A 22,511-nucleotide genomic window follows, 5' to 3' on the forward strand; every position below is an offset into this window, starting at 1 on the left:
TCCCGTCACGCCTGCTGTACCGTCCGGTGGCTCACCGAAAAGCACAGCAGACGGGGGGGGGGCGCCCCCCCCCAGCGCCCGCCCCCCCCCCCCCGCGGCCCCCGCGCCCGCCCACCCCCGGGCCGCGGCGCACCCCCCCCCCCCCCCCCGGGGGGGGCCGCGGGGGGGGGGGGGGGGGGCGCCCCCCCCCCCCCCCCGCCGCGAGAACCGCCCGCTGCTGAAGAAGCCCATCACCGCCGAGCTCGGCGGGGTCTCCCCCATCATCGTCGTGCCCGGGAAGTGGACGGCCGCCGACCTCGCGTATCAGGCCGAGCACATCGCGACCATGCGGCTGCAGAACAGCGGCCACAACTGCATCGCGGGGCAGGTCGTCATCCTCTCCGCCGACTGGGACCAGGCCGACGACTTCCGCGCCGCGCTGCGCCACGCCTACGCCACCGCTCCGGAGCGCCCCATCTGGTACCCCGGCGCCCCCTCCCGCATGCAGGCCGCCACGGACGACTACCCGGACGCGCTCGTGCTCGGGGACCGGCTCCTCGTCGAGATCGACGGCGATGAGGACCCCGCCGCCCTGGAGAGCACGGAGTACTTCGCCCCGGTCCTCGGCGTGGTGAGCCTGCCGGGCACCGGCCAGGAGTTCCTCGACGCCGCGGTCGCGCACGCGAACGAGAAGCTGCAGGGCACGCTCGGCGCGAACCTGCTCATCGACCCGGCCACCGAGAAGGCGCTCGGCAGCGGGTTCGAGCGGGCGCTCACCGCCCTGCACTACGGCTCGATCGCGATCAACGGGTGGACCGCCTTCGGGTTCATCACCCCGACCCTCACCTGGGGCGCTTTCCCCGGCGGCACGATCGACGACGTCGGCAGCGGCATCGGCGTCGTCCACAATGCCCTGCTGCTGGATCGGGTGGAGCGCTCCGTGCTGCGCGGCCCCTTCCGACCGTTCCCGCGCTCGCTGCCCGTGGCCAACGGCGGCGGACGCCTGACCATCCTCCCGAAGCCGCCGTGGTTCGTCTCCTCCCGCACCGGCGCGGCCGTGAGCGAGGGTCTCACCCGCCATCGCGCGGACGGCGGCGCCGTCGGCCTCGTGAAGACCCTGATGCGCGCGCTCCGCGCCTGAGGGGACGCGTCAGGCCTCGGGCCGGAACCGATCGGTCGCGGCGCGGAGAGCCGCGCGGATGCCGGGTTCGGCGGCGGAATGGCCCGCGTCGTCGACCACCTGGAAGTCGGCTTCCGGCCAAGCCCGGTGCAGGTCCCACGCCGTCATCATCGGCGTGACCACGTCGTGGCGGCCCTGCACGATCACGGTCGGGATGTGCCGGATGGCGTCGATCCCGGCGAGCAGCTGTCCCTCGGCCCACCAGCCGCGGTGCACGAAGAAGTGGTTCTCGATGCGCGCGAAGGCGACGGCCCGGCGGGGATCGGCCATCGCCGCGATCTGCTCCGGGTCGGGGCGCAGGGTGACGGTCGCCGCCTCCCAGGCCGCCCACGCGAGGGCCGCCGGTTCGTGGACCGCCGAGTCCGGATCGAACAGCCGCCGGTGATACGCCTCGATCATCCGCGAGCGCTCCAGGACCGGGATCGGCGCGATGAAGTCCTCCCACAGGTCGAGGAACAGCGCCGCCGCCCCGCCCTCGTAGAACCATTCGAGCTCGGCGCGACGCAGGGTGAAGATGCCGCGCAGGATCAGCTCGGAGACGACATCCGGGTGGGCCTGAGCGTAAGCCAGCGCGAGGGCGCTCCCCCAGGACCCGCCGAACACCTGCCAGCTCTCGATGCCGAGGTTCTTGCGCAGGAGCTCGAGGTCGGCGATGAGGTGCGCGGTGGTGATGTGCCGGAGATCGGCATCGGGCTCCGCGGCGGACGGCGTGCTCCGACCGCATCCGCGCTGATCGAGGAGGACGATCCGGTAGGCCTCGGGGTCGAAGAACTGCCGCTGCCACGGCGACGTCCCGCTGCCCGGACCTCCGTGGAGGAAGACCACGGGCTTGCCCTCGGGGTTGCCGCTGATCTCCCAGGCCACGCGGTGCCCGTCGCCGACGAGCAGCACCCCGGTCTCGTACGGCTCGATGGGCGGATAGAGCCCTTCGGTGTTCGTCATGTTCGGTCCCCCAACCGGTCGTGCGGTCCTGCCGAGTCCACGTTATCTGACAACGGCGGGATCACCGGGCCTACGGGTCGAGCTGATCGGCGGGAAGGGTGAACACCTGCCCGCACGCGTCGAGCCCGTTCTGGTATCCCTCCGCGAACCAGCGCTGACGCTGCGCGCTGGAGCCGTGCGTCCAGCTCTCCGGATTGACCATGCCGGCCTGCTCCTGGATGTGGTCGTCTCCGACCGCGGCCGCCGCGTTCAGGGCGTCCTCGATCTGCGTCTCCGTCGGCTTCTCCAGGTAGGGATCGCCGTCGGCGTCGGTGTGCTCGGTCATGCGGCCGAGCCAGCCGCCGGCGTAGCAGTCGGCCTGCAGCTCCATGCGCACGCCGTTGCTGCCGGGACCGGTGCCGTTGTTCGGGTACTGGTCCATCGTCCCGGTGATGTTCTGGATGTGGTGCCCCCACTCGTGCCCGATGATGTAGAGCTGCGCGAGGTTTCCGGCCGAGGCCCCGAACTGCTCCTGCATGAGCTGGAAGAAGGTGGGATCGATGTAGACGGTCTCCTCCGGCGGGCAGTAGAAAGGCCCCACGGCATTGGAGGCCGTTCCGCACTGCGTGGATGTCGCGCCGTCGACGACGATGTTCTGCGGAGCCCGGTAGCCCTCGACGTTGTCCCCCCAGAACGCGTCCAGTGCGAGCTGAGCGCCTGCGAGCCGGCACTCGGCGTTCGCGTTCGCGTCGGCACCGGTGTCGCAGTTCTCGATGGCCGAACCGCCGGCGGGCTCGCTGCCGCCCCCGGGCGCGCCACCGACCAGTCCGCTGAGGTCGATGCCCAGCAGGGGGCCGGCGATGAGGGCGAGGAGACCGAGCACGCCGATGCCGGTGCCGCCCGCGATCGCCGCCGTGCGTCCGCGGCGGCGCGTGGTGTTGCGGGAGAGGTCGGCGTCGGGATTGAACGTCATGCGTCGAGGGTACTCCGCGCGCCGACACCCTGACGGACGTAGGCTCGTGGCATGGCCACCACGATCACCATCACCGGCGCGGGCGGACAGATCGGCTACGCGCTCCTCTTCCGCATCGCCGCCGGCGACATGCTCGGTCCGGACGAGAAGGTGCGGCTGCGGCTGCTGGAGATCCCGCAGGGACTCGGCGCTGCGGAGGGCGCGGCGCTGGAGCTCCAGGACGGCGCTTTCGACCTGCTCGAGCACGTGGAGGTGACCGACGACGCAGCGGTCGGCTTCGACGGCTGCGACCTCGCGCTGCTCGTGGGCGCGCGCCCCCGCGGTCCGGGCATGGAACGCGGCGACCTGCTGGCCGCGAACGGCGGCATCTTCGGGCCCCAGGGCGCCGCCATCGCCGCGAACGCCGATCCCGGGGTCCGCGTGACCGTGGTGGGCAACCCCGCGAACACGAACGCCCTGATCGCCTCGGCGGCGGCCGACGGCGTGCCCGCCGACCGATTCACCGCACTCACGCGGCTGGACGAGAACCGGGCACGGGCCCAGCTCGCGCAGACGCTCGGCGCCCCCGTGCACACGGTGCGGCGGGTACCGATCTGGGGCAACCACTCGGCCACGCAGTTCCCCGACGTGTCGCACGCGACCGTCGGCGGGAAGCCCGTGCAGGACGCCCTGGAGCGGATCGTCGGCGACGTCCCGGCGTGGCTGGACCGGACGTTCATCCCCCGGGTCGCCAAGCGCGGCGCGGAGATCATCGAGGTCCGCGGGTCGTCCTCCGTCGCCTCCGCCGCGAGCGCGACGATCGACCATGTGCGCGACTGGGTCCGCGGGACCGAGGACTGGACCTCCGCCGCCGTCGTCTCGCGCGGAGAGTACGGCGTTCCGGAGGGGCTCGTCTCCTCGTTCCCCGTGCAGTCCGTCGACGGCGAGTGGCGCATCGTGGAGGGCCTGGAGATCGACGACTGGGCCCGCACGCGCATCGACGCCTCGGTCGCGGAGCTCGTGGAGGAGCGGGAGGCGGTCCGTGCCCTCGGACTGCTCTGATCCGGTCGCCGCGGGACGCCCCGGCAGGGCAGAATAGAGGGCGGAGGTGCGGGATGAGCGACACGATGGACCCGGCGGGCACGACGCCGTCTCTCGACGATGCGCTGACGAGCCCGCTCCACCTCCCGCACGACGCAGCAAAGTGCCCGAAGTGCTTCACGGAGCTGCAGCAGAACCGCAACTTCTGGACCGCGCGTCCCGCGGGCTCCCGCCTGGTCGGCCTCGTCGTCGCTCGTGAGGGCATGCCGTCGGTCGTCGAGCAGCGCGCCGACCTCACCCGTTTCGGCGTGCCCATCGAGGGCTTCCGTCACCCGGCGCCGGACATCCTGGAGAGCTGGAACGACCGCCTCGCGCGGCTCATCTCGACGCTCCGGACCGGAGACGTGGTCGTGGTGGCGAACATCCGGGCCCTGGGGCTCGACGCCGAGGAGGGCGCCCGCACGGTCGCCGAGCTCCGGCGACACGGGATCATCGTGAAGGTCCTCGGCCACGAGGCGCGTCATCTCGCCGACGCCGCCGGCGCCCGCTGAGAGGCGCCGCTAGAAGTCCCCGGACCGCAGACGGGCGAGCGTGCCCGCGCCGATCTCGGCACGGACGTCGGGACGGTTCGCGTAGAAGGTGACGAGTTCGGCCAGGAGCACCGGGTCGCTGGCGAGATCGGCCGCCGCCCACGAGGACTGCTGAGCGGTCGACGTCCGCAGTACTACGCGGTTGCCTTCCACGCCGGCGCTGACGACCTCCTCCCATGCCACGGCCACGTTGTTGCGCGGGATCCGGAGCTGCAGCCCGTCGGGGCGCAGCGTCAGGCGATGGGCGGAGGGAGCCCGGAACCATGACCGGATGCCGGCGATCGTCATGATCAGCGCGACCACCGGGAGGAGGAGCAGGGTGAGGAGCGGCAGTCGGTCCGCGGGCACCGTGAAGATGCTCCATGCCCACGCCGCGAGGAGCAGGGCCCCCACCGGCGCGAGGGCGCGCAGCGGCCAGACGATCCCCGCGGCCCCGCCGAACGCGATCGCCGGACCGTCGACGACCGGCCGGACGACTCGGACCCGTGAGACGCGGGCGTGGGCCACCATCAGCCAAACGCCGACGGCGACGGCCGCGAGCACACCGATCCCCAGTGCCTTCATCGCCGGAGCCGGATCGGCGAACAGGATCAGGCTGAACAGCAGGACCACGATGGCGAACACGACGCCGAACACCGTGAGCGCCGTGGTCGCGCGCTGCTGCCCGTCCCACCCCGGATGACCGGGTACCCAGATCGTCTCCGGAGAGGTCGACTGCTGCTGACCTGTCACCCGAACAGTCCCTTCCACGCCTTGCCGATGTTGTGCCCGGCGTCGCCCACGAAGTCGGTCGTGTTCTCCCAGGCGTCCTCCGCGAAGTCCGTCGTGGCGTCCCACGCATCCGCCATGCCGGCGTCGATCGACTCCCGGACGTCTTGCGGGACCCAGTTCTCGTAAGCCCACACCGCACCGGCGCCGACCGCCACCGCGGCCCCGCCGACGACCACCGCCGTGCCCCAGACCGGGAGCGTGACGACACCGGCCGCCGCGAGCGCGGCGACACCGGCAGCCGCAGCCGCGCCACCCGCCGCGCCGCCGATGATCTCCACCGCGGTGGACGAGGGGTCGTCGCCCGACGACATCGCCGAGCCCAGATTCCAGGCGTCGACGCCCCAGCCGATGAACGGCACCGCCCGACTCGCGCGAGAGAGTCCGCGGGCCAGATCCTCGGCCTCGTCCGCAGCCCACCGCATGCCGGTGGGGTTGGCGGCCTCGGCAGCGGCCTTGACGGCGGGATTGCCGGAGCGCAGCTCGCGAACGAAGTCCGATGCTCCGAGACGCAGATCCTCCGCGTGGGAGGTGAGCTCGGCCGCCGTCTCCGCCCACGCCAGGCCCTGGCCCTCGAGGTAGATCTTCGGGACCTCGCCGCTCGCCTCTCGCAGACCGGACAGGATCCTGTCCGCCGTGGACTGGCTCGGCATGGTCCCGAGGAAGCCGTCGAGGTTCTCGCTGATCCAGACCTCGAGCTCGCCCCACCAGGAGCCGACGTCGGCCGCGATCTCGTTGTACAGCTCGATGCGGTCGAGGTGCTCCTGCCACTCGTCCCAGTAGGGGTCGTCCCTCGACGTGGGGCACACCGGGATCAGGGACACCGGCCGGCCGATGATCATGCCGTTCACCGGAAGCCCCGCCGCCCGCGCATTGTCGCGGTGCGTCGCGAAGTCCTCCTTCATGCGCCGCAGCTGCCCGGCGTACGACCGGAGCTTCTCGGCGGCGTCACGAGCGAGGTCCTTGATCTCCTTCGCGGCGTCCGTCGTGCGCGAGAGGATCGTGACGTAGTCGTCCGCCGACTCGCCGAACCAGTGCCCGCGCACGCCGGTCGGGATGAAGGTCGTGACGTTGGAGGAGACGTCCGCGGCGTCCTTCAGGTCGGGGTCGAGCCAGTCCGCGGCCGCCTGCACCTGGTCGGCGTCGCCGTATGTGGTCGTGTCGATCGTCATCAGAGGTCCTCGACGATGGTCGCGACCGGGTCGAGCTGGTCGATCACGTCCTGTTCGTTCGTCTCCGCGTCGTCGGCGATGGCGCGGACGATCTCTCCCAGGGTGCCGTTGATCCGGTACAGGGCGTCGACGCCCTCCCCCACCCGCTGCATGATGGCGGCGACCGTGTCGGAGGCGAGTCCGCCGTCGACGGCCGTCGGAATGCCGGAGAGCTTCGTCTCGATGAGCTCGACCGCCTCCTCGTGCATGTCCGCATGGACGGCCATCACCTCCGGGTCCATCGCGATGCGGCTCATGCGATGGCTCCGTTCCGGCGGTAGGACGCGGGCACGTCGAGGTCAAAGATGACGACGTCGTAGGGCTGCGCCTCCTTGATCTGACCGAGGTCCTCGGTGCGCACCAGGACCCAGGGCTGCCGCTCGCCGGCGAGCTCCAGCAGCCGGTCCAGGGCGGTGTAGGCGAGCAGCGCACGCCGCCCGTCCTTCAGCTCCCGGATCTCGACGAGCTGCTCCTCCGGCGTCGACGTCACGCTCAGGGGCAGGTACAGCACGGGTGGGACCATCGGCGCTGCGGCCGGCGTCGGTTCGAAGGTCATCTCGGTCTCTCCTCGGTTGTCACTCGTAGCTCGGCGGCACCCACAGCAGCTGCGCGGAGACGAGGCCCCGATCGCGGCTGACGATCTGCGCACGGCCGGGAATCGCGGGAACCGCCTTCACCTTGCCGATGAGCTGGCCCTCCTCGGGGCTGCCGGAGAGCAGGATGCCGGTCGCACCCAGGTCGGTCATGCGCTGGATGATGGGATCGTACGCGGCGCGGCTCGCTCCGCCGGTGCGGCGGGTGAGGATCACGTGAAGGCCGAGATCGGCCGCCTGCGCGAGCAGCGGTGCGAGGACCGCGACCGGGTTGCCCTGCGAGGTCGCCACGAGATCGTAGTCGTCGATGAGGACGAACCCTTCCGCGCCCTTCCACCACGACCGGCTGCGGAGCTGGTCGGGCGTGACGTCGGGTCCCGGGATGCGGCTGCGGAAGAACTGGGCGAGCTCGTTCATCCCGCCCTCCGTCATCTCGTGCGACGTGAGGTAGGCGCCGAGGTACTCCTGCGGGATCTCGCCCAGGAGGGCACGACGGTAGTCGACGACGAAGATCTTCGCCTCGGTCGGCCCGTACAGGCGCGTGATCTCGTGCACGACGCCGCGGAGCATCGACGACTTGCCGGAGTCCGCGTCGCCGTACAGGTACAGCAGCGGCTCGGCGACCGGATCGATCGAGAACGGGGCGAGGTTCGCCTCATCGATGCCCAGCAGGAGTTCGCGGGGCTCCGTGCCGTCCGGCGACTGCGCGGCCGCCACGGCGCGCAGATCGGCATGGCTGATGCGCGAGGGCAGCAGCCGCAGCTTGGGCCCCGCCGGTCCGTGCCACGCCGCCGCGACCCGTGCCACGAGGTCGTCGATCCCGTCGGCGAGGCTCGACGCGTCGTCCACCCCGTCGACGCGGGGCAGCGCCGTGAGCATCTGCAGGCCGCGGTCGTTGAGGCCGCGGCCGGGGATGGCCGTGACGTTCTCCGCCGCCTTGCGGTTGACCTCGGAGTCGGTCGGGTCGCCCAGGCGCAGCTCGATGCGGGTGCCGATGAGGTCCTTGATGTTCGCCCGGATCTCCATCCAACGCGCCGCCGTGATCACGACGTGGACGCCGTAGGTGAGACCCCGCGCGGCGATCGCCTGGATCTGCGGCTCCAGCATCTCGAACTCGGCGCGCAGCGTGCCCCAGCCGTCGACGATGAGGAAGATGTCGCCATAGCCGTCGTCGGTGAGACCCTGCGCACGGCGCTGACGGTACGCGTCGATCGAGTCGATGCCGTGCTGCCGGAAGTACACCTCGCGGGCGTTCAGCAGGCTGGTGACCTCGGCGACCGTACGGCGGACCACGTCCGGCTCGGAGCGGGTCGCGACGCCGCTGATGTGCGTGAAGTCCTGCAGGCCGGTGAAGCTGCCGCCGCCGAAGTCGATGACGAAGAACTGCACCTCCTGGGGCGTGTGGGTGAGAGCCAGGGCCGCCACCGTCGTCCTCGCGAGCGTGCTCTTGCCGCTCAGCGGCGCGCCGACGATCGCCATGTGGCCGGCCGCGCCGCCGAGGGAGACCGCAAGGTTCTCGCGGCGCTGCTCCAGCGGCACGTCGACGATGCCGAGCGGGACCGTGAGCGCCCCCGCACCCCGCCAGCGCGGGGAGACGAGCCCGAGCGACGGGTCCTCGACGAGGTCGCCGAAGAGCTGGTCGAGGGTGGCCGGCGTCACCAGCGGCGGCAGCCACACCTGGTGGGCCGCGGGGCCGCGTCCCTTCATGGACTCGACCGCGATCTCGAAGGTGTTGCGCTTCTCCTCCGGTTCGGCGTCGACCATGACCTCCGGCTCGTCGACGGGTGCCTCCGCCCGCCACACCGGCGCGGCGGTGAACAGCTCGACCGCCGTCGAGCCGGTGCTCTGACCGGAGCCGCCGGACGACGCCCGCCGGCGACGACGCGGCGGGGGGCCAGACACGTACGCGGCACGGAACTGCGTCATCGTCTCGGTGTCGGACTTCAGGATGCCGGCGCCCGGCTGGGTGGGCAGGTGATAGGCGTCCGGCACGCCGAGGACCGTGCGGGACTCGGCCGCCGAGAACGTCCGAAGACCGATGCGGTACGAGAGGTGCGTGTCGAGGCCGCGCAGCTTTCCCTCCTCGAGCCGCTGGGAGGACAGCAGCAGGTGGACCTGCAGCGAGCGGCCGAGGCGGCCGATGTTGACGAACGTGTCGACGAACTCCGGCTTCGCCGACAGGAGCTCGGAGAACTCGTCGGCGACGATGAGCAGGGCAGGCAGCGGCGCCAGATCGGTGCGTCCGCCGCGACGCGCCTTCTCGTAGTCGGCCACGTTGGCGAACGGGCCGGTGGCCCGCAGCAGCTCCTGTCGGCGCACCATCTCGCCCTGGAGCGCGTCCTGCATGCGGTCGACGAGGGAGATCTCCTCACCGAGGTTCGTGATGATCGCCGAGACGTGCGGCATGTCGGCCATACCGGCGAACGTCGCACCACCCTTGAAGTCGACGAGCACGAAGTTGAGCTGCTCCGGCGAATGGGTCATCGCGAGGGCCAGCACCAGCGTGCGGAGCACCTCCGACTTCCCGGAGCCGGTGGCGCCGATGATGAGGCCGTGCGGGCCCATACCCTGCTGCGCCGATTCCTTGATGTCGAGGATGAGCGGGCTGCCGTCCTCGGTCTGGCCGATCGGCACGCGGAGGCGGTCGCGCTCCAGGCGCGGTGCCCACGCGGCGTCGAGGTCGAGGTCGCGCACGTCGGGCAGGCCGAGGAGCTCGACGAGCTCGGCCTGGCCGGTCGCGCTCTTCTTGCTGGCGATCGCGGTGCCGCCCGAGTACAGGGCGATGAGCCGACGGGCGGTCGCCTCCGCCTCGACGATGGTGATCGCATCGGCCTCGAACGGCCGTGCGGGCACCTGCAGGCTGACGAGCTCGGCGCGTGTGCTGGCACCGCCGGTCTCGAAAGCGATGCGCAGGGCGTTGGGGTCGTCGAGGTCGCCCCAGCGGGCGGGGAGGTCGATCACGGTCACGCCCTGCACGCCGTCGCCGGTGACGAGGGCGTCGTTGAACGATGTCGTGGCGCCGTCCGTGACGATGACGATGTGCGGCGTCTTCGGTCCGGAGCCGTCGCGGGCGAAGCGCGAGCGCTCACGCACCTCGGGCGGCAGCATGTCCTCGAGCTCGGACAGCTGCGAGCCGATCATGCGGGCGGCGCCGAGGCCGTCCCGCACGGTGCGTGAGTGCGTGTGCGGCAGCCACTTCGCCCACTCCCACTGCGGGAGCACGCCGGTATCCGCGGCGATGACGATCTGCAGCACGTCGGGGTCGTGCATGGTGGCCGCATGCAGCAGCATGGCTCTCGCCAGCGCGCGGGTCTCGTCCTCGTCGCCGGTGATCTCGATGCGGGCGTAGTCGCGGAGGGTGACGCCGAGCGGGAGGTTCTTCTGGACCTCGTGCGTCAGCATGAAGCGGTGCGCGGCCGAGGCGGCGACGGGGTCGAGCTGCGCCAGTGGCGGGAGCTCCGGGGCTTCGAGCGTGACGCACAGCGGCTGATCGGTGACGCCCACGCGGACCGACAGGAAGTCGGGGTCGTTGACGCCGCGCTCCCAGACGCGGGTGCGCTCCTCCGCGAGGTACGGCAGGGTCGACGGGGCGGGCAGGTGCCAGTTCGCGGAGCGGCGCTGCTGTCGGGCGGCGACGCGGACGGTCTGCCGCAACTCGGTCAGGTACGCCAGATACTCGCGGCGGGCACCGAGCGTGGCCGCCTGCCGCTGGGAGCGCTGCCGCCAGCCGTTGACGGCGACGAAGCCGAGCGAGGACAGCAGGAACATGCCGCCGGTGAGCAGACCCGTGACGGACTGGTTCGACATGGTGACCATGACGATCGCGCCGACGCTGCCGAGCATGGGCAGCAGCGACCCGAGGATCCCGATGCCGCCGTCGTTCGGCTGCAGCTCCGGCGGGGCCTGGACCGGGAGCCTCCCGGAGGGGACACGGGGCGGGGCGAGACGGGGTCCTGTCATGCTCTCTCTCCGGCGCTGCTGTCGGTGCCCAGCAGAAGGCTGATGGTGAAGCTGCGGTTGCCCATGCGGACACGGTCGGCGTCGTCGAGGAGCACGCGCTCGCCCGCGACCAGCTCGGTCGTCTGGCCGTCGTCGCTGCGGACGTCGGAGCCGTTCGTGGAACCGAAGTCGGTGACCCAGGTGCGGCCGCGGGAGTGCTCGATGCGCAGATGGGTCTTCGAGACCGACGCGTCGGGGTCGGTGACGACGATGAGGCGGTCGTCGTGGGCGCTGGCGACGGGGCCGCGCCCGAGGTTCGCGGCCACGGGGAGGGCGAGCTGCACCCGCTGACCCGTGTCGAAGATGAGCAGCAGCGCCCCGGTCTCGGGGGCAGGGGCCGGGGCCTCGGCACCCGCCTGCGACCCGGGCGCCGGGGCGACGGTGAAGAGCGGCCGATCCGATCCGGGTGCCGCCGGTTCCGGGGTCTCGGTGCGGCGGGAGGCCGCGCGGGCGTCGGTGGGCTGGGAGTCCTCGTCCACGACAGACGGCGACGCCACCAGCGGCACGACCTGCGGCGGAGCGAGCGGAGCGGCCTCCACCGCGGCGGGAGCCGGCGGAGCCTCGACGGCCTTGGGGGGCACGGCGACCACGACGGTGCCGGCGACGCGGTCGGCCCAGGACTGCCGTCTGCCGCCGCGATCCCACGCGCTGGAGGCGACGACCACCCAGCTGCCGACAGCCACGAGGAAGCCGGCACCGGTGATGATGCCGCGGACGAACTGGCGCCCGATCCCCGGGGACCACGGCCGGTCGGCGCGGGCGCTGCGCAGGCGCAGCACGGCGTTGCCGAGGGTGAGGCCGGTCCGCGCCTCCAGCACCCAGAGGAACAGGGCGAGCTCGAAGACGGTGAGGCCCGCGAGCAGCACGCTCTGGGTCAGCACGAGGACGACGGCGGACGCGAGGAACACGGCGGCCGCGTCGAGCGTGAAGGCCGCGATCCGCTGGATGGTGCCCGCGGGCGCTCCACGGAAGGCGGGGCCGAGTCCCTCGGCCGGCCGAGGGACGGTGCGTCGCGACGAGGCGATCGGCGTGGGCGGCGCGGGCGTCTGGCGGAGCGGCGTGCCGTCGACGCCCGGCGGCGCCGCGATCAGGGCGGGCGGCAGCGCGGGGATCTCCCCTGGACGGTCTCCGCCGGGCGCCATCGGCGGGATCGGACCCCCGCTCGGCCAGGACTGTGATGGGCCGTTCCCGCTCATCCGGCCATCATTCCACGAACCAGGGAGAGCGCATTCGCGTAGAGCAGGGCTGACGGTAGGGCGAGCGCGACGGCGAGCCACTCGAACGCGTCTCCGACCCGCGACCACACCAGCGACTTCGCGCCCTTGGACACCGGGATGACGACGGCCACCGCCGCCAACCCGACGAGGAACAGCAGGGCCGCTCCGAGCAGGTGGAAGCCGCTCCCGAGGGCCGCCGCGACCTGGATGCCGGCGACGAGGCAGACCACGGCGGCCGCGGCACGGGGGAACCACCGGAGGAGGCGCGAGGTGGTGTGCCGCGGCGTGAGCAGCAGGGCGAGCGCGAGGCAGCAGAGGAGAGCGATCCCGCCGGATACCACGAACGCGTCATCGGGCCAGGGCCGCAGGAACGCGACCGGAGCCATCGCTGCGGCCACGATGCTCAGCACGGCGGTGCCCGCGATGAGGCGCGCGGAGGAATCGTCGACCACGGCGGTGATGCGCTCCGGACGCAGCAGCCCGACCGACTCGGGGATGGCTCCGCGCACGGTCCACCGGCTGGTCATGAAGTGCTTGTAGTCGATGAAGTAGCCTTCGGGCAGGTTGACGAGGCTGCTCGGGAGGGCACGCAGGCCCAGCGGAACGAGGCCGAGCGAGACGGCGGCGGCCTCCGCCTCCCCCCACCGCAGGAGCAGTGCCAGGCCCCAGACGGCGGCGAGGCCCACGAGCAGCACCGTCGCCGTCCCGGCCGCGGCGCGCATCGGGCGAGCCCTAGCCGTGACGGCGATGATCGCGGTGGTGACACCCGCCGCGAGGAACCCGGTGGCGGTCGACAGGTGCGACGCGTCCTCCAGCCCGGCCGGGATGAGGAGAACGCCGGCCGCGAACGACAGCAGCACCGGCGCGAGCACCCCGAGGATGCCGCGCACTCCCGCCGCGGAGTCTCGTCGCGCCCACGCGACAGCGCCACCGATCGCACCGGCCGCGACGAGGAGGGCGACGAGAAGCCGGATCAGCGGATCGACGGCGCCCTGGGCGAAGACCGCGACGAGCAGCATCCCGCTCACGGCCAGCAGCCACCACCGTGCGCCGTGGTCGGCGCGCGTCTGGCCCGTCGCCTTCTCCGCCGGGCGCGCCTGCGGAGCCAGAGCCGTGCGGTCGATCAACGCATAGAGGCCACCGTCGACGAGGTCTTCGCACTCGGTGTCGCCGGGGATCTCGTATCCCCCGGGGCCGATCGTGACGAACCGGTCCGCGTCGGGGATCCCGCTCAGGGTGAGGGCGTCCTCCAGCGTCTCGTCGAGCGGCAGGGAGAGGTCGATGCGACGATCTTCGCTCTGGAGGACGATCCGACGCCGCTCTACGATCTCGACTGACACACCTGCACCCTATCCACTGCGCGAGGCTCTCGCCGCGCGGCGCCGCCGCAGGCACTTCGGGGGATCACGATGCCCCCGCTCCGACGGCGTCGATGATCTCGCGTGCGCCGTCGGTCGTGAGCGTGACGTGCCCATACACAGACGTGTCGACGACTCCCGGGACCAGCCGCTCCATCATCGATTCGAGGTCGATGGCCGCACCGTCGACGTCACGGACCGCAAGCTCGATGTCATCGGTCGGCAGATCGTTCTCATCGATGATGATCTGAAGAACCGACGCGAGGTCCGACTCGGTGAACTCCGCATCATCGAGATAGACGCCGACCGACAGCTCGAAGGAGAGGCCGCTCGTCGCCTTCTCTGCAAACGCCTCGGTGACTCCGACATCGGAGGCCAACAGCGCCGCGGGGATCTCCTCGACCTCGTCGTCCGCCAGATCGCCAGCTACGAGCGAGCAACCGGTAAGGGAAGAGACCGCCCCTGCGAGAAGCGCGGCGGCAGCAAGAGCGCGATGACGCCTCAATGCTCCACCCCCGAATACACCTGGTGGTCGATGACCTGCCCCCCGAGTCCGGCGAGATCCCAGGGGTCTTCGCCATCGTTCTCAGACCGATAGTGTCGTTCCCACGCGGCGACGGATTCCGCGTACGCATCATTGTCGTGCGCATCGAAAAGGTGCTTTCCTGGCGGGTCGGGGAGCGTGATCTGATGCATGTTAGGCGGCAGAACCGTGATCGGCGTGTGCGGGACGTCGATGGGGGCCAGCCCGGGTAGTCCGGGCACCGCCACCGCGCTTCCATCGGTCATCGGCACGACGTCCGATGCGTGTTGGAACGCATAGACGGGGACGTGCGGCGGCACCGCGAAGTTGTCGACGGGTGAACCGTTCGTCACCACCGCGAGCGGCTTGTAAGGGAAGGTCGGGTCGGCAGCGAGGTTGGCCGCCATGATGCCTCCCTGGCTGAAACCGGTCAGGACGACATCAGCGCCGGCGGGAATCCCCGCTTCCTTCATCGCCTGCAGGACCGCGCGCTCATACTGTCCACGGAAGACCGGGTTGTCCATCATGAGAGCCAGGTTGCTGTCGCGGTCGTTCATCGCACCGTGCGGCCCGTCGAACTCCCACGGCTGCGTCGAGGGCAGCGACACCACCCAGTGGGTCGAACCGTCCGCCGCCCGCACCTGCTTGATGTCGATGACCGTCGCGTCCTGACCGCCCATGGCGTCCGTCGTCGTGTTCACCGCGACGAGATCCGAGAGGGAGCGCAGGTTGGTGACTTCGTGCGCCTCGATCCACGCGAGGAGCGCCCTCCCGCTCAGGTCATCCGGGTCGATCTCCCGCACATTCACGTCCGTGTCGAGGAAGTCGTCCAGCACATTGCCGCCGAGGACTCCGAGCGGGCCGCCGAACAGCCCCCCGAGCACGGGCATCATGTCGGCGATCACTCCGCGGAGCCGCTGCAGCGCGTCGCCGACCAGCGGGACGAGCTTGTACAGCAGCTCCGCGAGTGAGACGACGGCGCTGATGAGGTTCTTCACGAGCGCGCCGCCGACCGTGACGAACTCCGCGGCGGAGTTCGCGAACCGCTCGAGGTCCTTGAGCTTCGACAGCGGGTTCACCGACCATCCGAAGAGGTCCTCGGCGAATCGGCTGAGACGGCCGAGGAAGTCGCAGATCAGCACGCGGGTGGACTCGATGATGTGCGAGACCGCACGCACGGCGCTCGCAGTCGCGCCCGTCCACTGCACGCCGTCCTCGCTCACGGAGAGCACATCGGAGAAGCGCTCGCGCAACGCCCTGACCGTGCGGCCGTCCAGGTCGACCAGCCGACGATCAGCGTCGCTGAGCATCGCGTGCGTCCTGCCGAGCGCGCGCTCCGCGTCCTCCCAGCGCGCCGCGAAGGCGCCGACGGTGCCCGGGTCGCCGAGCAGATCGTCGAACCACTCGCGGAGGGGCTGGATGTACTGGATCAGCAGACCGGCGATGCCGGGGATGCTCGCACAATCGGCCTGCGCCGACGTGTAGCCCGCAGCGCCCGCTGCCCAGGACCCGGATCGCACCTGGCCGCTGATCGCGGCGACCGCGGTCACAGGGCCTGTCCTTCGATCGCGCGGAACGTCGTCACGGCGGTCTCCTCCACCTCGCGGAACTGTCCGACAGTGGCTGCGAGAGCCGCAGACGTCAGTGCCGAGAGCGCGCTCGCCGTCGCGAGCGTCGACCGGGATGCCTCTGCGAGTGCCGACACCGCCGGGCCGAGCAGGGGGGTGCACAGGGCACCGAACGCCTCTCCGCCCACGCCGCCGGCCGCGTTCGCCGCGGCGCCGCGCAGGATGTCCGCGGCATCCGAGAGCGCCCGCACATGAGCCTGCAGCAGATCCGCGTCGACGACGATCTGCTGGTTCGCCGCTCCCGTGGTCATTTCCATCCTCCCGACATCGTCATGTTCAGTTACCCCCCGAGTGCGCGCTGGCCGGCCAGGTCCGTCTCGGAGTACGACGTCGCGAGATCGTCCAGGGTGGTCGCGATGGCCTCGACGAGGGCGCTGCGCTCCCGCATCGACAGGTCGAAGCGCCCGTGCGCGGAGTCGAACGCGGACTGGGCCTCCCCCGACCACGAATCCCGCAGCACGCCGGCGATCCCGACGAGCTGCTCCAGGGCCGCGTCGATGTTCGCGGACGCATCGCCGATGGAGCGCGCAGCCGCGGCCAGGCGGGACGGGTTGACCTCGATCGTCGCCATCAGCGGTACCCGAGGGTGTCGTCGCCCGGGGCCGGAAACGCGACCTGGACGTCCCGCCGGACAGCGTCGACCAGCCCGGAATCCGCACCGAGCGTCTGCGCCAGGGACTCGACCACGGCGTCGGCCGCCGCGCGCTGAGCCGCAGCGATCGTGTCGGTGATCGTCGCGCCGAGCGCGATCGCATCGTCGACGGCGCTCGACAGCCGTACCTCGGCGATCGCCCCGGTCGGCTGCGCCACCACCGTGACCCGACCGTCCGACGACGTGACCGTCGCCGTGGTCTGCGTCGCCTCGGCAGACACCCGCGCCGCTTCTTCCGCGAGCACACGCGAACGCGCGATCTGCGCATCGATCTTCGCGTTCAACGCCTCCATAGACGCGAGAACGTCATTTCCCTCCGGCATCTTCTTCCCCCTCCGTTCGGTCACAACGAGTCGAGTGACCGATTGCGCTCACTGCTCATGCTTTCCCCCTTGCGCGGCGGTCTGTCGTCGTGAGTTGCGCGCCACGACGATTGCGAGGATGATCCCGCCCACAACCAGAACAGTGACGACGATCCCGCCGCCGATCACCCACGGCATCGCCGACACATCCGATGGTTGCTCGGCCCCGCCGGGCGCGGAAGAGGGTCGTGGACTCGCTGTCGCATTTTCCCGATCCTGTGCCGCCTTGACCTCGTTCACCATCGCAAGTGACGGGGAGGCGTTCGGATCATCGGCATCGAAGATCGGATTCTCATCCGGGTACTTCGTTGGATCCACCGCCAGCATCCCGGCAAGAGACGCCGCGCCGTATCCCGTGCCGGAGTTCCATTTCGGCTCGTGCTCGCCCTTCGTGCCCGTGTTGTGGATGAGACTCTGAATCAGCTGCCCCGCTGTAGCTTCCGGATACTTCTGCTTCACGACCGCCAGCATCCCCGCCACGATCGGCGTCGCGTACGACGTCCCCGATCCGAGCGACTGCGCCTCCCACGAGTCCGACGCGCCCTGCAGCAACAGACCGATTCCCGGGGCGGCGGCGATGACGTCGTCACTCACGTTCGGCTTCCCGTACTGCCCGTTCTGGATCTTGCCGTCCTCACCGAACGCCTGCACGGCCACGACACCGTTCAGACTGGCCGGCGGGGAGGCGATCCCGTCCTCGTTCGGCATACTGGCGACCACCACCACGTCGTTGGCGTAAGCCTCCGCGATGCCCTTCGATGCGTCCATGCCACCGGAGGAGATGGAGATGATGTCCGCCCCGTCAGCCACTGCGTCCGAGACGGCATGGTCCAGCCCTGTCCGGTTGTCCGCCGCCAACTTGCTGCCACCCTCCTGCAGACACTCAGCATCCTCACCCTCGTCGTCGAGGACACCGTCGGCCACCGGCGCAGTGTAGAACAGCATCTCCACCCCGGGCGCGACGCCCTTCACCGGGGCGCCGCCAGCGGGCGCCTCCCCCGTTCCCACGATCATCGATGCGACGTTCGTCGCATGATGCGAGGCCACGTAATCTGTCGAGGCCGCCGGATACGGCGTCCCTGACGCGTCCAGACAGTACGACGGCTCCCGGACCGTCACGTCCGCCCCGCGGAGACCGACCGCATCCGGATTGATCTGACTGTCGATCACGGCCACCTTGACACCGGAACCATCGAAGCCTGCATCGTGGGCTTCCTGAATCCGGCCACGATCGAACCACCACAAGCCCGAGTCCGCCGTCTTTGCCACCGCCGCCGACGGCACTAGGGCCGCCATCGCAAAGCCGGCCACGCCGACGACCGCGGCTAGACCGCGAGACACTCGCCGCATCGATCCTGTGGCGGACGGCGAGGTCTGTGTCGAATGACGACGGCTACCTCGACCCCCCATTGGTCCCCCTTCTTTGCGGCACCCCGAACTCCCCGGACTCATCCGACGCGGTCGCCGCGCCCGGCCTCTTCGGACCAGAGCGGCGTCATTCAGTTGGCAGGCTCGTCGCGGGATCCGGCGCGAGCGCCCTTGGCGCGGGGGCCAGCTTCCTCGTCGTCCTCCAGCTTCGGCGCGATAGGACCACCGAGGCCCGAACGCTTCGCCTTCTCCTCCTCGTCGGCGCCACCGGCGCCGCCCATCATGCCCATGCCGGGTCGGCCACCGGCACCTGCCGCGCCGGAGGACCCGGTGCCCGAGGCACCCGCCCCGCCGACGCCGCCGGCACCGGCCATACCGCCGGGACCTCCTGCTCCACCGACGCCGCCGACACCACCGACGGCGGAGTTACCGAGCAGACCGCCACCGGCCTTGAGCCCAGCGCCTGCGCCCGGCCCTAAGCCGGCACCGCCGAGTCCGCCCATGCTGCCGAAGCCGGCGATCTTCGAGCTCGCCGCGATCGCCGCCGCACCGGCGCCACCGCCCACGATGCCGCCGAGTCCCCCGCCACCGCCGGGGAAGACCCCGCCCGGAAGGGCACCGCCGGGAAGCGAGCCGGAACCGGAGCCGCCGGGACCACCGGAACCGCCGGAACCGCCACCGGGCCCGCCCGGAAGCAGGCCGCCGCCGGGAGAGTCGATCGAGGGATCATCGCCGCCCGCACCGGGAGGGGTCGGCTCCCAGCCGCCGGGAGGGGTGGGCTCCCAGCCGCCGCCGGGAGGTGTCGGCTCCCAGCCACCAGGGTTCACCCCGCCGATCTGTCCACCGCCAGGGGAGGCAGGCGGACTCACGCTTCCCGGATGGCCTCCGCCACCCGGGCTGGAGCCGCCGGGGGAGCTTCCGCCTCCGGGATAGGAGATGTGCGGAGCGGTGACATCCGTGCCCGGGTCCACCGGCTTCTGCGGCGGTGCGGGAACCGCGACCCGCGGGTCGAACTCCGACAGTGTCGCGGACGCGGCCGTGAGCGACTTCGCGGACGGCGCGAGGGCCGACTCGATCTGCTGCACGATGCGCTTCGCCTCTTCCTCACGCTTGTTGCCGAGGAAGCCGCCGATCACATCGAGCGCCTTGTCCGCGGCGAGCGGGCCGAGAACGGGGTGCACGACGACGGAACCGACCTTGGCGGCGTTCGCCCAGAACGGGTCGATCCTGGTCGACGGAAGCTCCGTCGATGCCGCGTTGCGACGGTAGGTGTTCGCGTTCTCGATCGTCGTGGTGAGCTGTCCGACGTAAGTTTCGAGGATGCGGAAGTTCTCCTGCAGCTTCCCCAGCGACTCTCGTGCGGCTTCGAAAGAGCTGCCCTTCCACGCCGACGAATCCAGCACGGTGCCCAGTGCACCGACGAGGGAGTTGAGCGCCGTCTGCAGGGAAGCGGCTTTCGGGATGCGCCAGTCCTCGAGTCCGCGAATGCGATTGAGCTCGGTTTCGTACGGTCCAGTCATCGGTCTCCCCCTTGTTGCGTCTTCTGTCGTCGTGATGAGCTCGTCAGCACCACGGCGAGTACCACTCCGCCGATGACGAGGATGGCGAGCACGGCCCCACCGCCGATCAGCAGCGGTACGAGATCCGTCCCCGCGGTACCCGCATCATCGCCCGCCTCACTCGTCGGCTGCGGAGAAGCGCTCGCGGCGAGCAGTGCGGCTTCCTCGTCCACGTTGGCCTGCTGGGGAACAGCGTTCTCATCGTCGGCGTCCCAGAGCGGGTTCACATCCGGGTACTTCGTCGGATCGACAGCCAGCATGCCGGAGAGCGATATCGCCCCGTACCCGCCGCTGTTGTTCCACTTCGGTTCGTGCTCGCCCTTCGTCCCGGTGTTGTGGATCATGCTCTGGATGAGCTGATTGGACGTCGCCTCCGGGTACTTCTGCTTCACGACCGCCAGGAAGCCGGCCGCGATCGGCGTCGCCAACGAGGTCCCCGAACGCAGTTGCTGCGCGTCCCACGAGTCCGCGGTGCCCTGCGCGATGATCTCCAGCCCCGGAGACGCCACCTTCACGTCCTCACTCAGATTCGGCGAGGGCTCGGCGAGCACCGGATCGTACGTCGAGTACTGGATCTTGCCATCGGGGCCGAACGCCTGCACGGCGACGACACCGTTGTAGCTCGAAGGCCAGTCACCGACCCCGCCCACATTCGGCAGCGAACCCAACACCACGACTCCGGCCGCATGAGCCTTCGCCACCGAATCCGCGGCGTCGACCAGCCCGCCCAGCGAAACCGAGATGATATCCGCACCGTCGTCCACCGCCGCCGAGATCGCCTTTGCCAGGCCGGAGGGGCGGCGCATTCCCTCATCGCTCAGATCATCATTGATCAGCTCGCCGTTCTCCTGCAGGCAGGTGGACTCGACGTCGTTCCCCTCCGGCGCGCTGGTGGTGATCATCGAGTTGTAATAGAGCACCGTCGCGCCCGGCGCCACACCCTTGATGGGGGTGCCGCCGACCGCCTCTCCCGTGCCCAGGATCATCGAGGCGACGTTCGTGCCGTGATTCGCCGCGACATAGTCCGAGGAGATCGCGTCATACCGCTTTCCCGACTCGTCGAAACAGAACGACTCCTCCCGCACCTGGAGGTCAGCGCCCCGCAGACCGGGAGCATCCGGATTCACCTGGGTGTCGATCACGGCGATCGTCACTCCGGAACCGTCGAGGCCGGCGTCCTGTGCGGCCTGCACCTTGCCCCGGTTGAAATACCACAGCCCGCCCTCGGACGCATCCGATGCTGTCGCCGGCACGGCGACCGCGACGCTCATCGCGACCACGCCGATCGCGGCAGCGACCAGGTGTCGTCCGCTTTTCATCAGTAGTCCATCTCCTCGGGCTCATCCGTCGAGGTCTCCGAGGTCTGCGCCCCTGCGGGCGTCGGCTGGGGCGTCGTCGGAGCCTGCTCCACGGCGGAATCCAACAAGGAGAGGATGAGCTTCGCTTCGTCGGCGATCGCTGCATCCTGTTCCGCGATGGCCATGACCGCGAGACGCATGGCTTCGTTGGCGTCGTTCAGCGCGACGATCGAGTTCTGTGTCGCTTTGCCCATGCCGTCGGCGACACGCTTGACGGCGTAGCGGAAATCCGCGGTCGCTTCCGACACGCCACCTTCCGAGACGGCGACCTCGGATGCAGCAGGAAGCTGCTGCATGTCCCGCTGAATGCGCTTGATCTCAGCGAGTATCTGATCAAGGTCGATTCCGATGGTCATCGACGCCCCCTCTTCTTTCCTCCGGCGATCCCGTCACGCCTGCTGTACCGTCCGGTGGCTCACCGAAAAGCACAGCAGACGGCGCGGGCCCGACGCATCTCTGCGCCAGACCCGCGCCCCGGGTTCACGCGCCGAAGCGCCCCGCAGCCGACTTGTCGGTCTGCACGTACTGACCCGAGATCTCCTCGGTCTTCCCGGCGATCTGCGTGAGCAGCTGCTGCATCTCGCTCAGCGAGCGGTTCCACTTGGCCTGCGCCTGGTCGTAGGCCTGCTGCGCGGCACCATCCCACGCCGCACGCAGCTTGCCGACCTCGGACTCGAGGCGGTCCAGCTCGGAACGAATACCCTGCGACCCGCTGCGGATCTGCGCCGCGAGAGCGTTGACCTGCTCCGGGCGAACGGACATCGACTGCATCATGTTCTCCTTGAAATCTCTGCGGTCTGCGCTCAGGCGCCCATCATCGAGCCGAGGCCCGAGATGGTCTGCTGGTGAGCTTCTTCGGTCGCGGCCTGGTCGCGCTCGGTGCCGGCGAGGGCATCCTCGAGCGTCACGAGGACCTCGTTGAGCTGACGAGCCTGCTCGTCCCACCGCGACATCAGCGTGGTGAACGATGCGGCAGCCGCACCCGTCCAGAACCCGCGCAGCTGCTCGATCTCACCGCGGACCTTCTTGGTCTGCTGATCGATCCCGGACTTCGTCTCCCGCACGGCCTGGGCTCCGCGACGCAGAGCCCCCTCTTCTGCGGAGATGACATCAGCCATTACTCACTCCCTCCGGTCCCCATGAGGACACACGCGGGGGAGCGCCTTCCCGATACGGGACGACTTCGGAACAACCCCCGACCAATCTGTTTCCGCACATAGGCTAAGGCAGGTCGGTGCCCATTTCCAACGGC

General features: G+C 70.6%; 23 protein-coding genes. 3 read left to right on the forward strand and 20 right to left on the reverse strand.

Annotated features, from left to right (window positions below; genetic code table 11):
* Window positions 1–229: 229 nt before the first annotated feature.
* On the forward strand, window positions 230–1,120 hold the full coding sequence (locus tag M4D53_RS06190) for an aldehyde dehydrogenase family protein (protein ID WP_259952932.1): 891 nt from the start codon (window positions 230–232) through the stop codon (window positions 1,118–1,120).
* A 9-nt stretch (window positions 1,121–1,129) separates the two neighbouring features.
* On the opposite strand, the gene pip is transcribed toward M4D53_RS06190, so the two are convergent.
* Both pip and ypfJ read right to left on the reverse strand, forming a co-directional pair.
* On the reverse strand, window positions 1,130–2,101 hold the full coding sequence (gene pip, locus M4D53_RS06195) for a prolyl aminopeptidase (RefSeq protein WP_259952725.1): 972 nt from the start codon (window positions 2,099–2,101) through the stop codon (window positions 1,130–1,132).
* A gap of 70 nt (window positions 2,102–2,171) precedes the next feature.
* Entirely contained in the window at window positions 2,172–3,053 is an 882-nt protein-coding gene (gene ypfJ / locus M4D53_RS06200; RefSeq protein ID WP_259952726.1) for a KPN_02809 family neutral zinc metallopeptidase, read from the reverse strand.
* A gap of 51 nt (window positions 3,054–3,104) precedes the next feature.
* Here ypfJ and M4D53_RS06205 point away from each other — a divergent pair, with 51 nt between their 5' ends.
* The gene (locus tag M4D53_RS06205; protein WP_187663176.1) at window positions 3,105–4,094 is read left to right on the forward strand and encodes a malate dehydrogenase; all 990 of its coding nucleotides are present in this window, start codon (window positions 3,105–3,107) and stop codon (window positions 4,092–4,094) included.
* A 53-nt stretch (window positions 4,095–4,147) separates the two neighbouring features.
* A complete protein-coding gene (locus M4D53_RS06210; RefSeq protein ID WP_101847531.1) occupies window positions 4,148–4,624 on the forward strand; it encodes a recombinase family protein in 477 nt (158 codons plus the stop codon).
* Between the two features lie 9 nt (window positions 4,625–4,633).
* Here the strand turns inward: M4D53_RS06210 and M4D53_RS06215 are convergent, their stop codons facing one another.
* The 18 genes from M4D53_RS06215 to M4D53_RS06300 all read right to left on the reverse strand — a co-directional run bounded on the left by M4D53_RS06215 (window position 4,634) and on the right by M4D53_RS06300 (window position 22,377).
* On the reverse strand, window positions 4,634–5,395 hold the full coding sequence (locus M4D53_RS06215) for a hypothetical protein (RefSeq protein ID WP_259952731.1): 762 nt from the start codon (window positions 5,393–5,395) through the stop codon (window positions 4,634–4,636).
* Complete coding sequence (locus M4D53_RS06220) at window positions 5,392–6,603, reverse strand: hypothetical protein (protein ID WP_187663174.1); 1,212 nt, start codon at window positions 6,601–6,603, stop codon at window positions 5,392–5,394. Before M4D53_RS06220 ends, M4D53_RS06215 begins: the two co-directional genes overlap by 4 nt.
* Complete coding sequence (locus tag M4D53_RS06225; RefSeq protein ID WP_259952734.1) at window positions 6,603–6,899, reverse strand: hypothetical protein; 297 nt, start codon at window positions 6,897–6,899, stop codon at window positions 6,603–6,605. Before M4D53_RS06225 ends, M4D53_RS06220 begins: the two co-directional genes overlap by 1 nt.
* Window positions 6,896–7,198, reverse strand: a complete 303-nt coding sequence (locus M4D53_RS06230; protein ID WP_187663173.1) for an SAV_915 family protein — start codon at window positions 7,196–7,198, stop codon at window positions 6,896–6,898. The genes M4D53_RS06225 and M4D53_RS06230 overlap by 4 nt, the downstream gene beginning before the upstream one ends.
* 19 nt (window positions 7,199–7,217) lie before the next feature.
* Window positions 7,218–11,195, reverse strand: coding sequence for a type VII secretion protein EccCa (gene eccCa / locus M4D53_RS06235; RefSeq protein ID WP_259952736.1), 3,978 nt, complete (start codon window positions 11,193–11,195; stop codon window positions 7,218–7,220).
* Window positions 11,192–12,376, reverse strand: coding sequence for an FHA domain-containing protein (locus M4D53_RS06240; RefSeq protein ID WP_259952737.1), 1,185 nt, complete (start codon window positions 12,374–12,376; stop codon window positions 11,192–11,194). The genes eccCa and M4D53_RS06240 overlap by 4 nt, the downstream gene beginning before the upstream one ends.
* 50 nt (window positions 12,377–12,426) lie before the next feature.
* Window positions 12,427–13,791 carry a hypothetical protein gene (locus tag M4D53_RS06245; RefSeq protein ID WP_187663170.1) on the reverse strand — a complete coding sequence of 455 codons (1,365 nt, stop codon included), beginning with the start codon at window positions 13,789–13,791 and terminating at the stop codon, window positions 12,427–12,429.
* Between the two features lie 64 nt (window positions 13,792–13,855).
* Window positions 13,856–14,314 (reverse strand): hypothetical protein, encoded by a 459-nt coding sequence (locus M4D53_RS06250; protein WP_232089166.1) that lies wholly within the window; start codon window positions 14,312–14,314, stop codon window positions 13,856–13,858.
* Window positions 14,311–15,882, reverse strand: a complete 1,572-nt coding sequence (locus M4D53_RS06255) for an alpha/beta hydrolase (protein ID WP_259952738.1) — start codon at window positions 15,880–15,882, stop codon at window positions 14,311–14,313. The genes M4D53_RS06250 and M4D53_RS06255 overlap by 4 nt, the downstream gene beginning before the upstream one ends.
* Window positions 15,879–16,211 (reverse strand): hypothetical protein, encoded by a 333-nt coding sequence (locus tag M4D53_RS06260; protein WP_187663168.1) that lies wholly within the window; start codon window positions 16,209–16,211, stop codon window positions 15,879–15,881. The genes M4D53_RS06255 and M4D53_RS06260 overlap by 4 nt, the downstream gene beginning before the upstream one ends.
* A gap of 29 nt (window positions 16,212–16,240) precedes the next feature.
* Window positions 16,241–16,531: a WXG100 family type VII secretion target gene (locus M4D53_RS06265; RefSeq protein ID WP_187663167.1), complete on the reverse strand. Its 291-nt coding sequence runs from the start codon at window positions 16,529–16,531 to the stop codon at window positions 16,241–16,243.
* Window positions 16,531–16,905, reverse strand: a complete 375-nt coding sequence (locus tag M4D53_RS06270; protein ID WP_259952745.1) for a YbaB/EbfC family nucleoid-associated protein — start codon at window positions 16,903–16,905, stop codon at window positions 16,531–16,533. The genes M4D53_RS06265 and M4D53_RS06270 overlap by 1 nt, the downstream gene beginning before the upstream one ends.
* A gap of 78 nt (window positions 16,906–16,983) precedes the next feature.
* Complete coding sequence (locus tag M4D53_RS06275) at window positions 16,984–18,285, reverse strand: S8 family peptidase (RefSeq protein WP_259952747.1); 1,302 nt, start codon at window positions 18,283–18,285, stop codon at window positions 16,984–16,986.
* Window positions 18,286–18,473: 188 nt separating this feature from the next.
* Window positions 18,474–19,862: a hypothetical protein gene (locus M4D53_RS06280; RefSeq protein WP_259952749.1), complete on the reverse strand. Its 1,389-nt coding sequence runs from the start codon at window positions 19,860–19,862 to the stop codon at window positions 18,474–18,476.
* Window positions 19,859–21,220 (reverse strand): S8 family peptidase, encoded by a 1,362-nt coding sequence (locus M4D53_RS06285; RefSeq protein WP_259952750.1) that lies wholly within the window; start codon window positions 21,218–21,220, stop codon window positions 19,859–19,861. The genes M4D53_RS06280 and M4D53_RS06285 overlap by 4 nt, the downstream gene beginning before the upstream one ends.
* The gene (locus tag M4D53_RS06290; protein WP_187663162.1) at window positions 21,220–21,615 is read right to left on the reverse strand and encodes a hypothetical protein; all 396 of its coding nucleotides are present in this window, start codon (window positions 21,613–21,615) and stop codon (window positions 21,220–21,222) included. The genes M4D53_RS06285 and M4D53_RS06290 overlap by 1 nt, the downstream gene beginning before the upstream one ends.
* Before the next feature lie 124 nt (window positions 21,616–21,739).
* Window positions 21,740–22,021 carry a WXG100 family type VII secretion target gene (locus tag M4D53_RS06295; RefSeq protein WP_136052373.1) on the reverse strand — a complete coding sequence of 94 codons (282 nt, stop codon included), beginning with the start codon at window positions 22,019–22,021 and terminating at the stop codon, window positions 21,740–21,742.
* 41 nt (window positions 22,022–22,062) lie between these two features.
* Entirely contained in the window at window positions 22,063–22,377 is a 315-nt protein-coding gene (locus tag M4D53_RS06300) for a WXG100 family type VII secretion target (RefSeq protein WP_187663161.1), read from the reverse strand.
* Between the last annotated feature and the right edge of the window lie 134 nt (window positions 22,378–22,511).

The sequence above is a fragment of the Microbacterium meiriae genome (assembly GCF_025143875.1).
Taxonomy (GTDB): domain Bacteria; phylum Actinomycetota; class Actinomycetes; order Actinomycetales; family Microbacteriaceae; genus Microbacterium; species Microbacterium meiriae.

Bases quoted from the DNA above. Each gene is read 5' to 3' on its own strand.
- M4D53_RS06205 (WP_187663176.1), top strand. From the start codon at position 3,105: ATGGCCACCACGATCACCATCACCGGCGCGGGCGGACAGATCGGCTAC.
- M4D53_RS06295 (WP_136052373.1), bottom strand. From the start codon at position 22,021: ATGTCCGTTCGCCCGGAGCAGGTCAACGCTCTCGCGGCGCAGATCCGC.
- M4D53_RS06265 (WP_187663167.1), bottom strand. From the start codon at position 16,531: ATGGCGACGATCGAGGTCAACCCGTCCCGCCTGGCCGCGGCTGCGCGC.
- M4D53_RS06220 (WP_187663174.1), bottom strand. From the start codon at position 6,603: ATGACGATCGACACGACCACATACGGCGACGCCGACCAGGTGCAGGCG.
- M4D53_RS06240 (WP_259952737.1), bottom strand. From the start codon at position 12,376: ATGGCGCCCGGCGGAGACCGTCCAGGGGAGATCCCCGCGCTGCCGCCC.
- ypfJ (WP_259952726.1), bottom strand. From the start codon at position 3,053: ATGACGTTCAATCCCGACGCCGACCTCTCCCGCAACACCACGCGCCGC.
- eccCa (WP_259952736.1), bottom strand. From the start codon at position 11,195: ATGACAGGACCCCGTCTCGCCCCGCCCCGTGTCCCCTCCGGGAGGCTC.
- M4D53_RS06230 (WP_187663173.1), bottom strand. From the start codon at position 7,198: ATGACCTTCGAACCGACGCCGGCCGCAGCGCCGATGGTCCCACCCGTG.
- M4D53_RS06270 (WP_259952745.1), bottom strand. From the start codon at position 16,905: ATGGAGGCGTTGAACGCGAAGATCGATGCGCAGATCGCGCGTTCGCGT.
- M4D53_RS06290 (WP_187663162.1), bottom strand. From the start codon at position 21,615: ATGACCATCGGAATCGACCTTGATCAGATACTCGCTGAGATCAAGCGC.
- pip (WP_259952725.1), bottom strand. From the start codon at position 2,101: ATGACGAACACCGAAGGGCTCTATCCGCCCATCGAGCCGTACGAGACC.
- M4D53_RS06280 (WP_259952749.1), bottom strand. From the start codon at position 19,862: ATGACTGGACCGTACGAAACCGAGCTCAATCGCATTCGCGGACTCGAG.
- M4D53_RS06210 (WP_101847531.1), top strand. From the start codon at position 4,148: ATGAGCGACACGATGGACCCGGCGGGCACGACGCCGTCTCTCGACGAT.
- M4D53_RS06285 (WP_259952750.1), bottom strand. From the start codon at position 21,220: ATGAAAAGCGGACGACACCTGGTCGCTGCCGCGATCGGCGTGGTCGCG.
- M4D53_RS06260 (WP_187663168.1), bottom strand. From the start codon at position 16,211: ATGACCACGGGAGCGGCGAACCAGCAGATCGTCGTCGACGCGGATCTG.
- M4D53_RS06225 (WP_259952734.1), bottom strand. From the start codon at position 6,899: ATGAGCCGCATCGCGATGGACCCGGAGGTGATGGCCGTCCATGCGGAC.
- M4D53_RS06300 (WP_187663161.1), bottom strand. From the start codon at position 22,377: ATGGCTGATGTCATCTCCGCAGAAGAGGGGGCTCTGCGTCGCGGAGCC.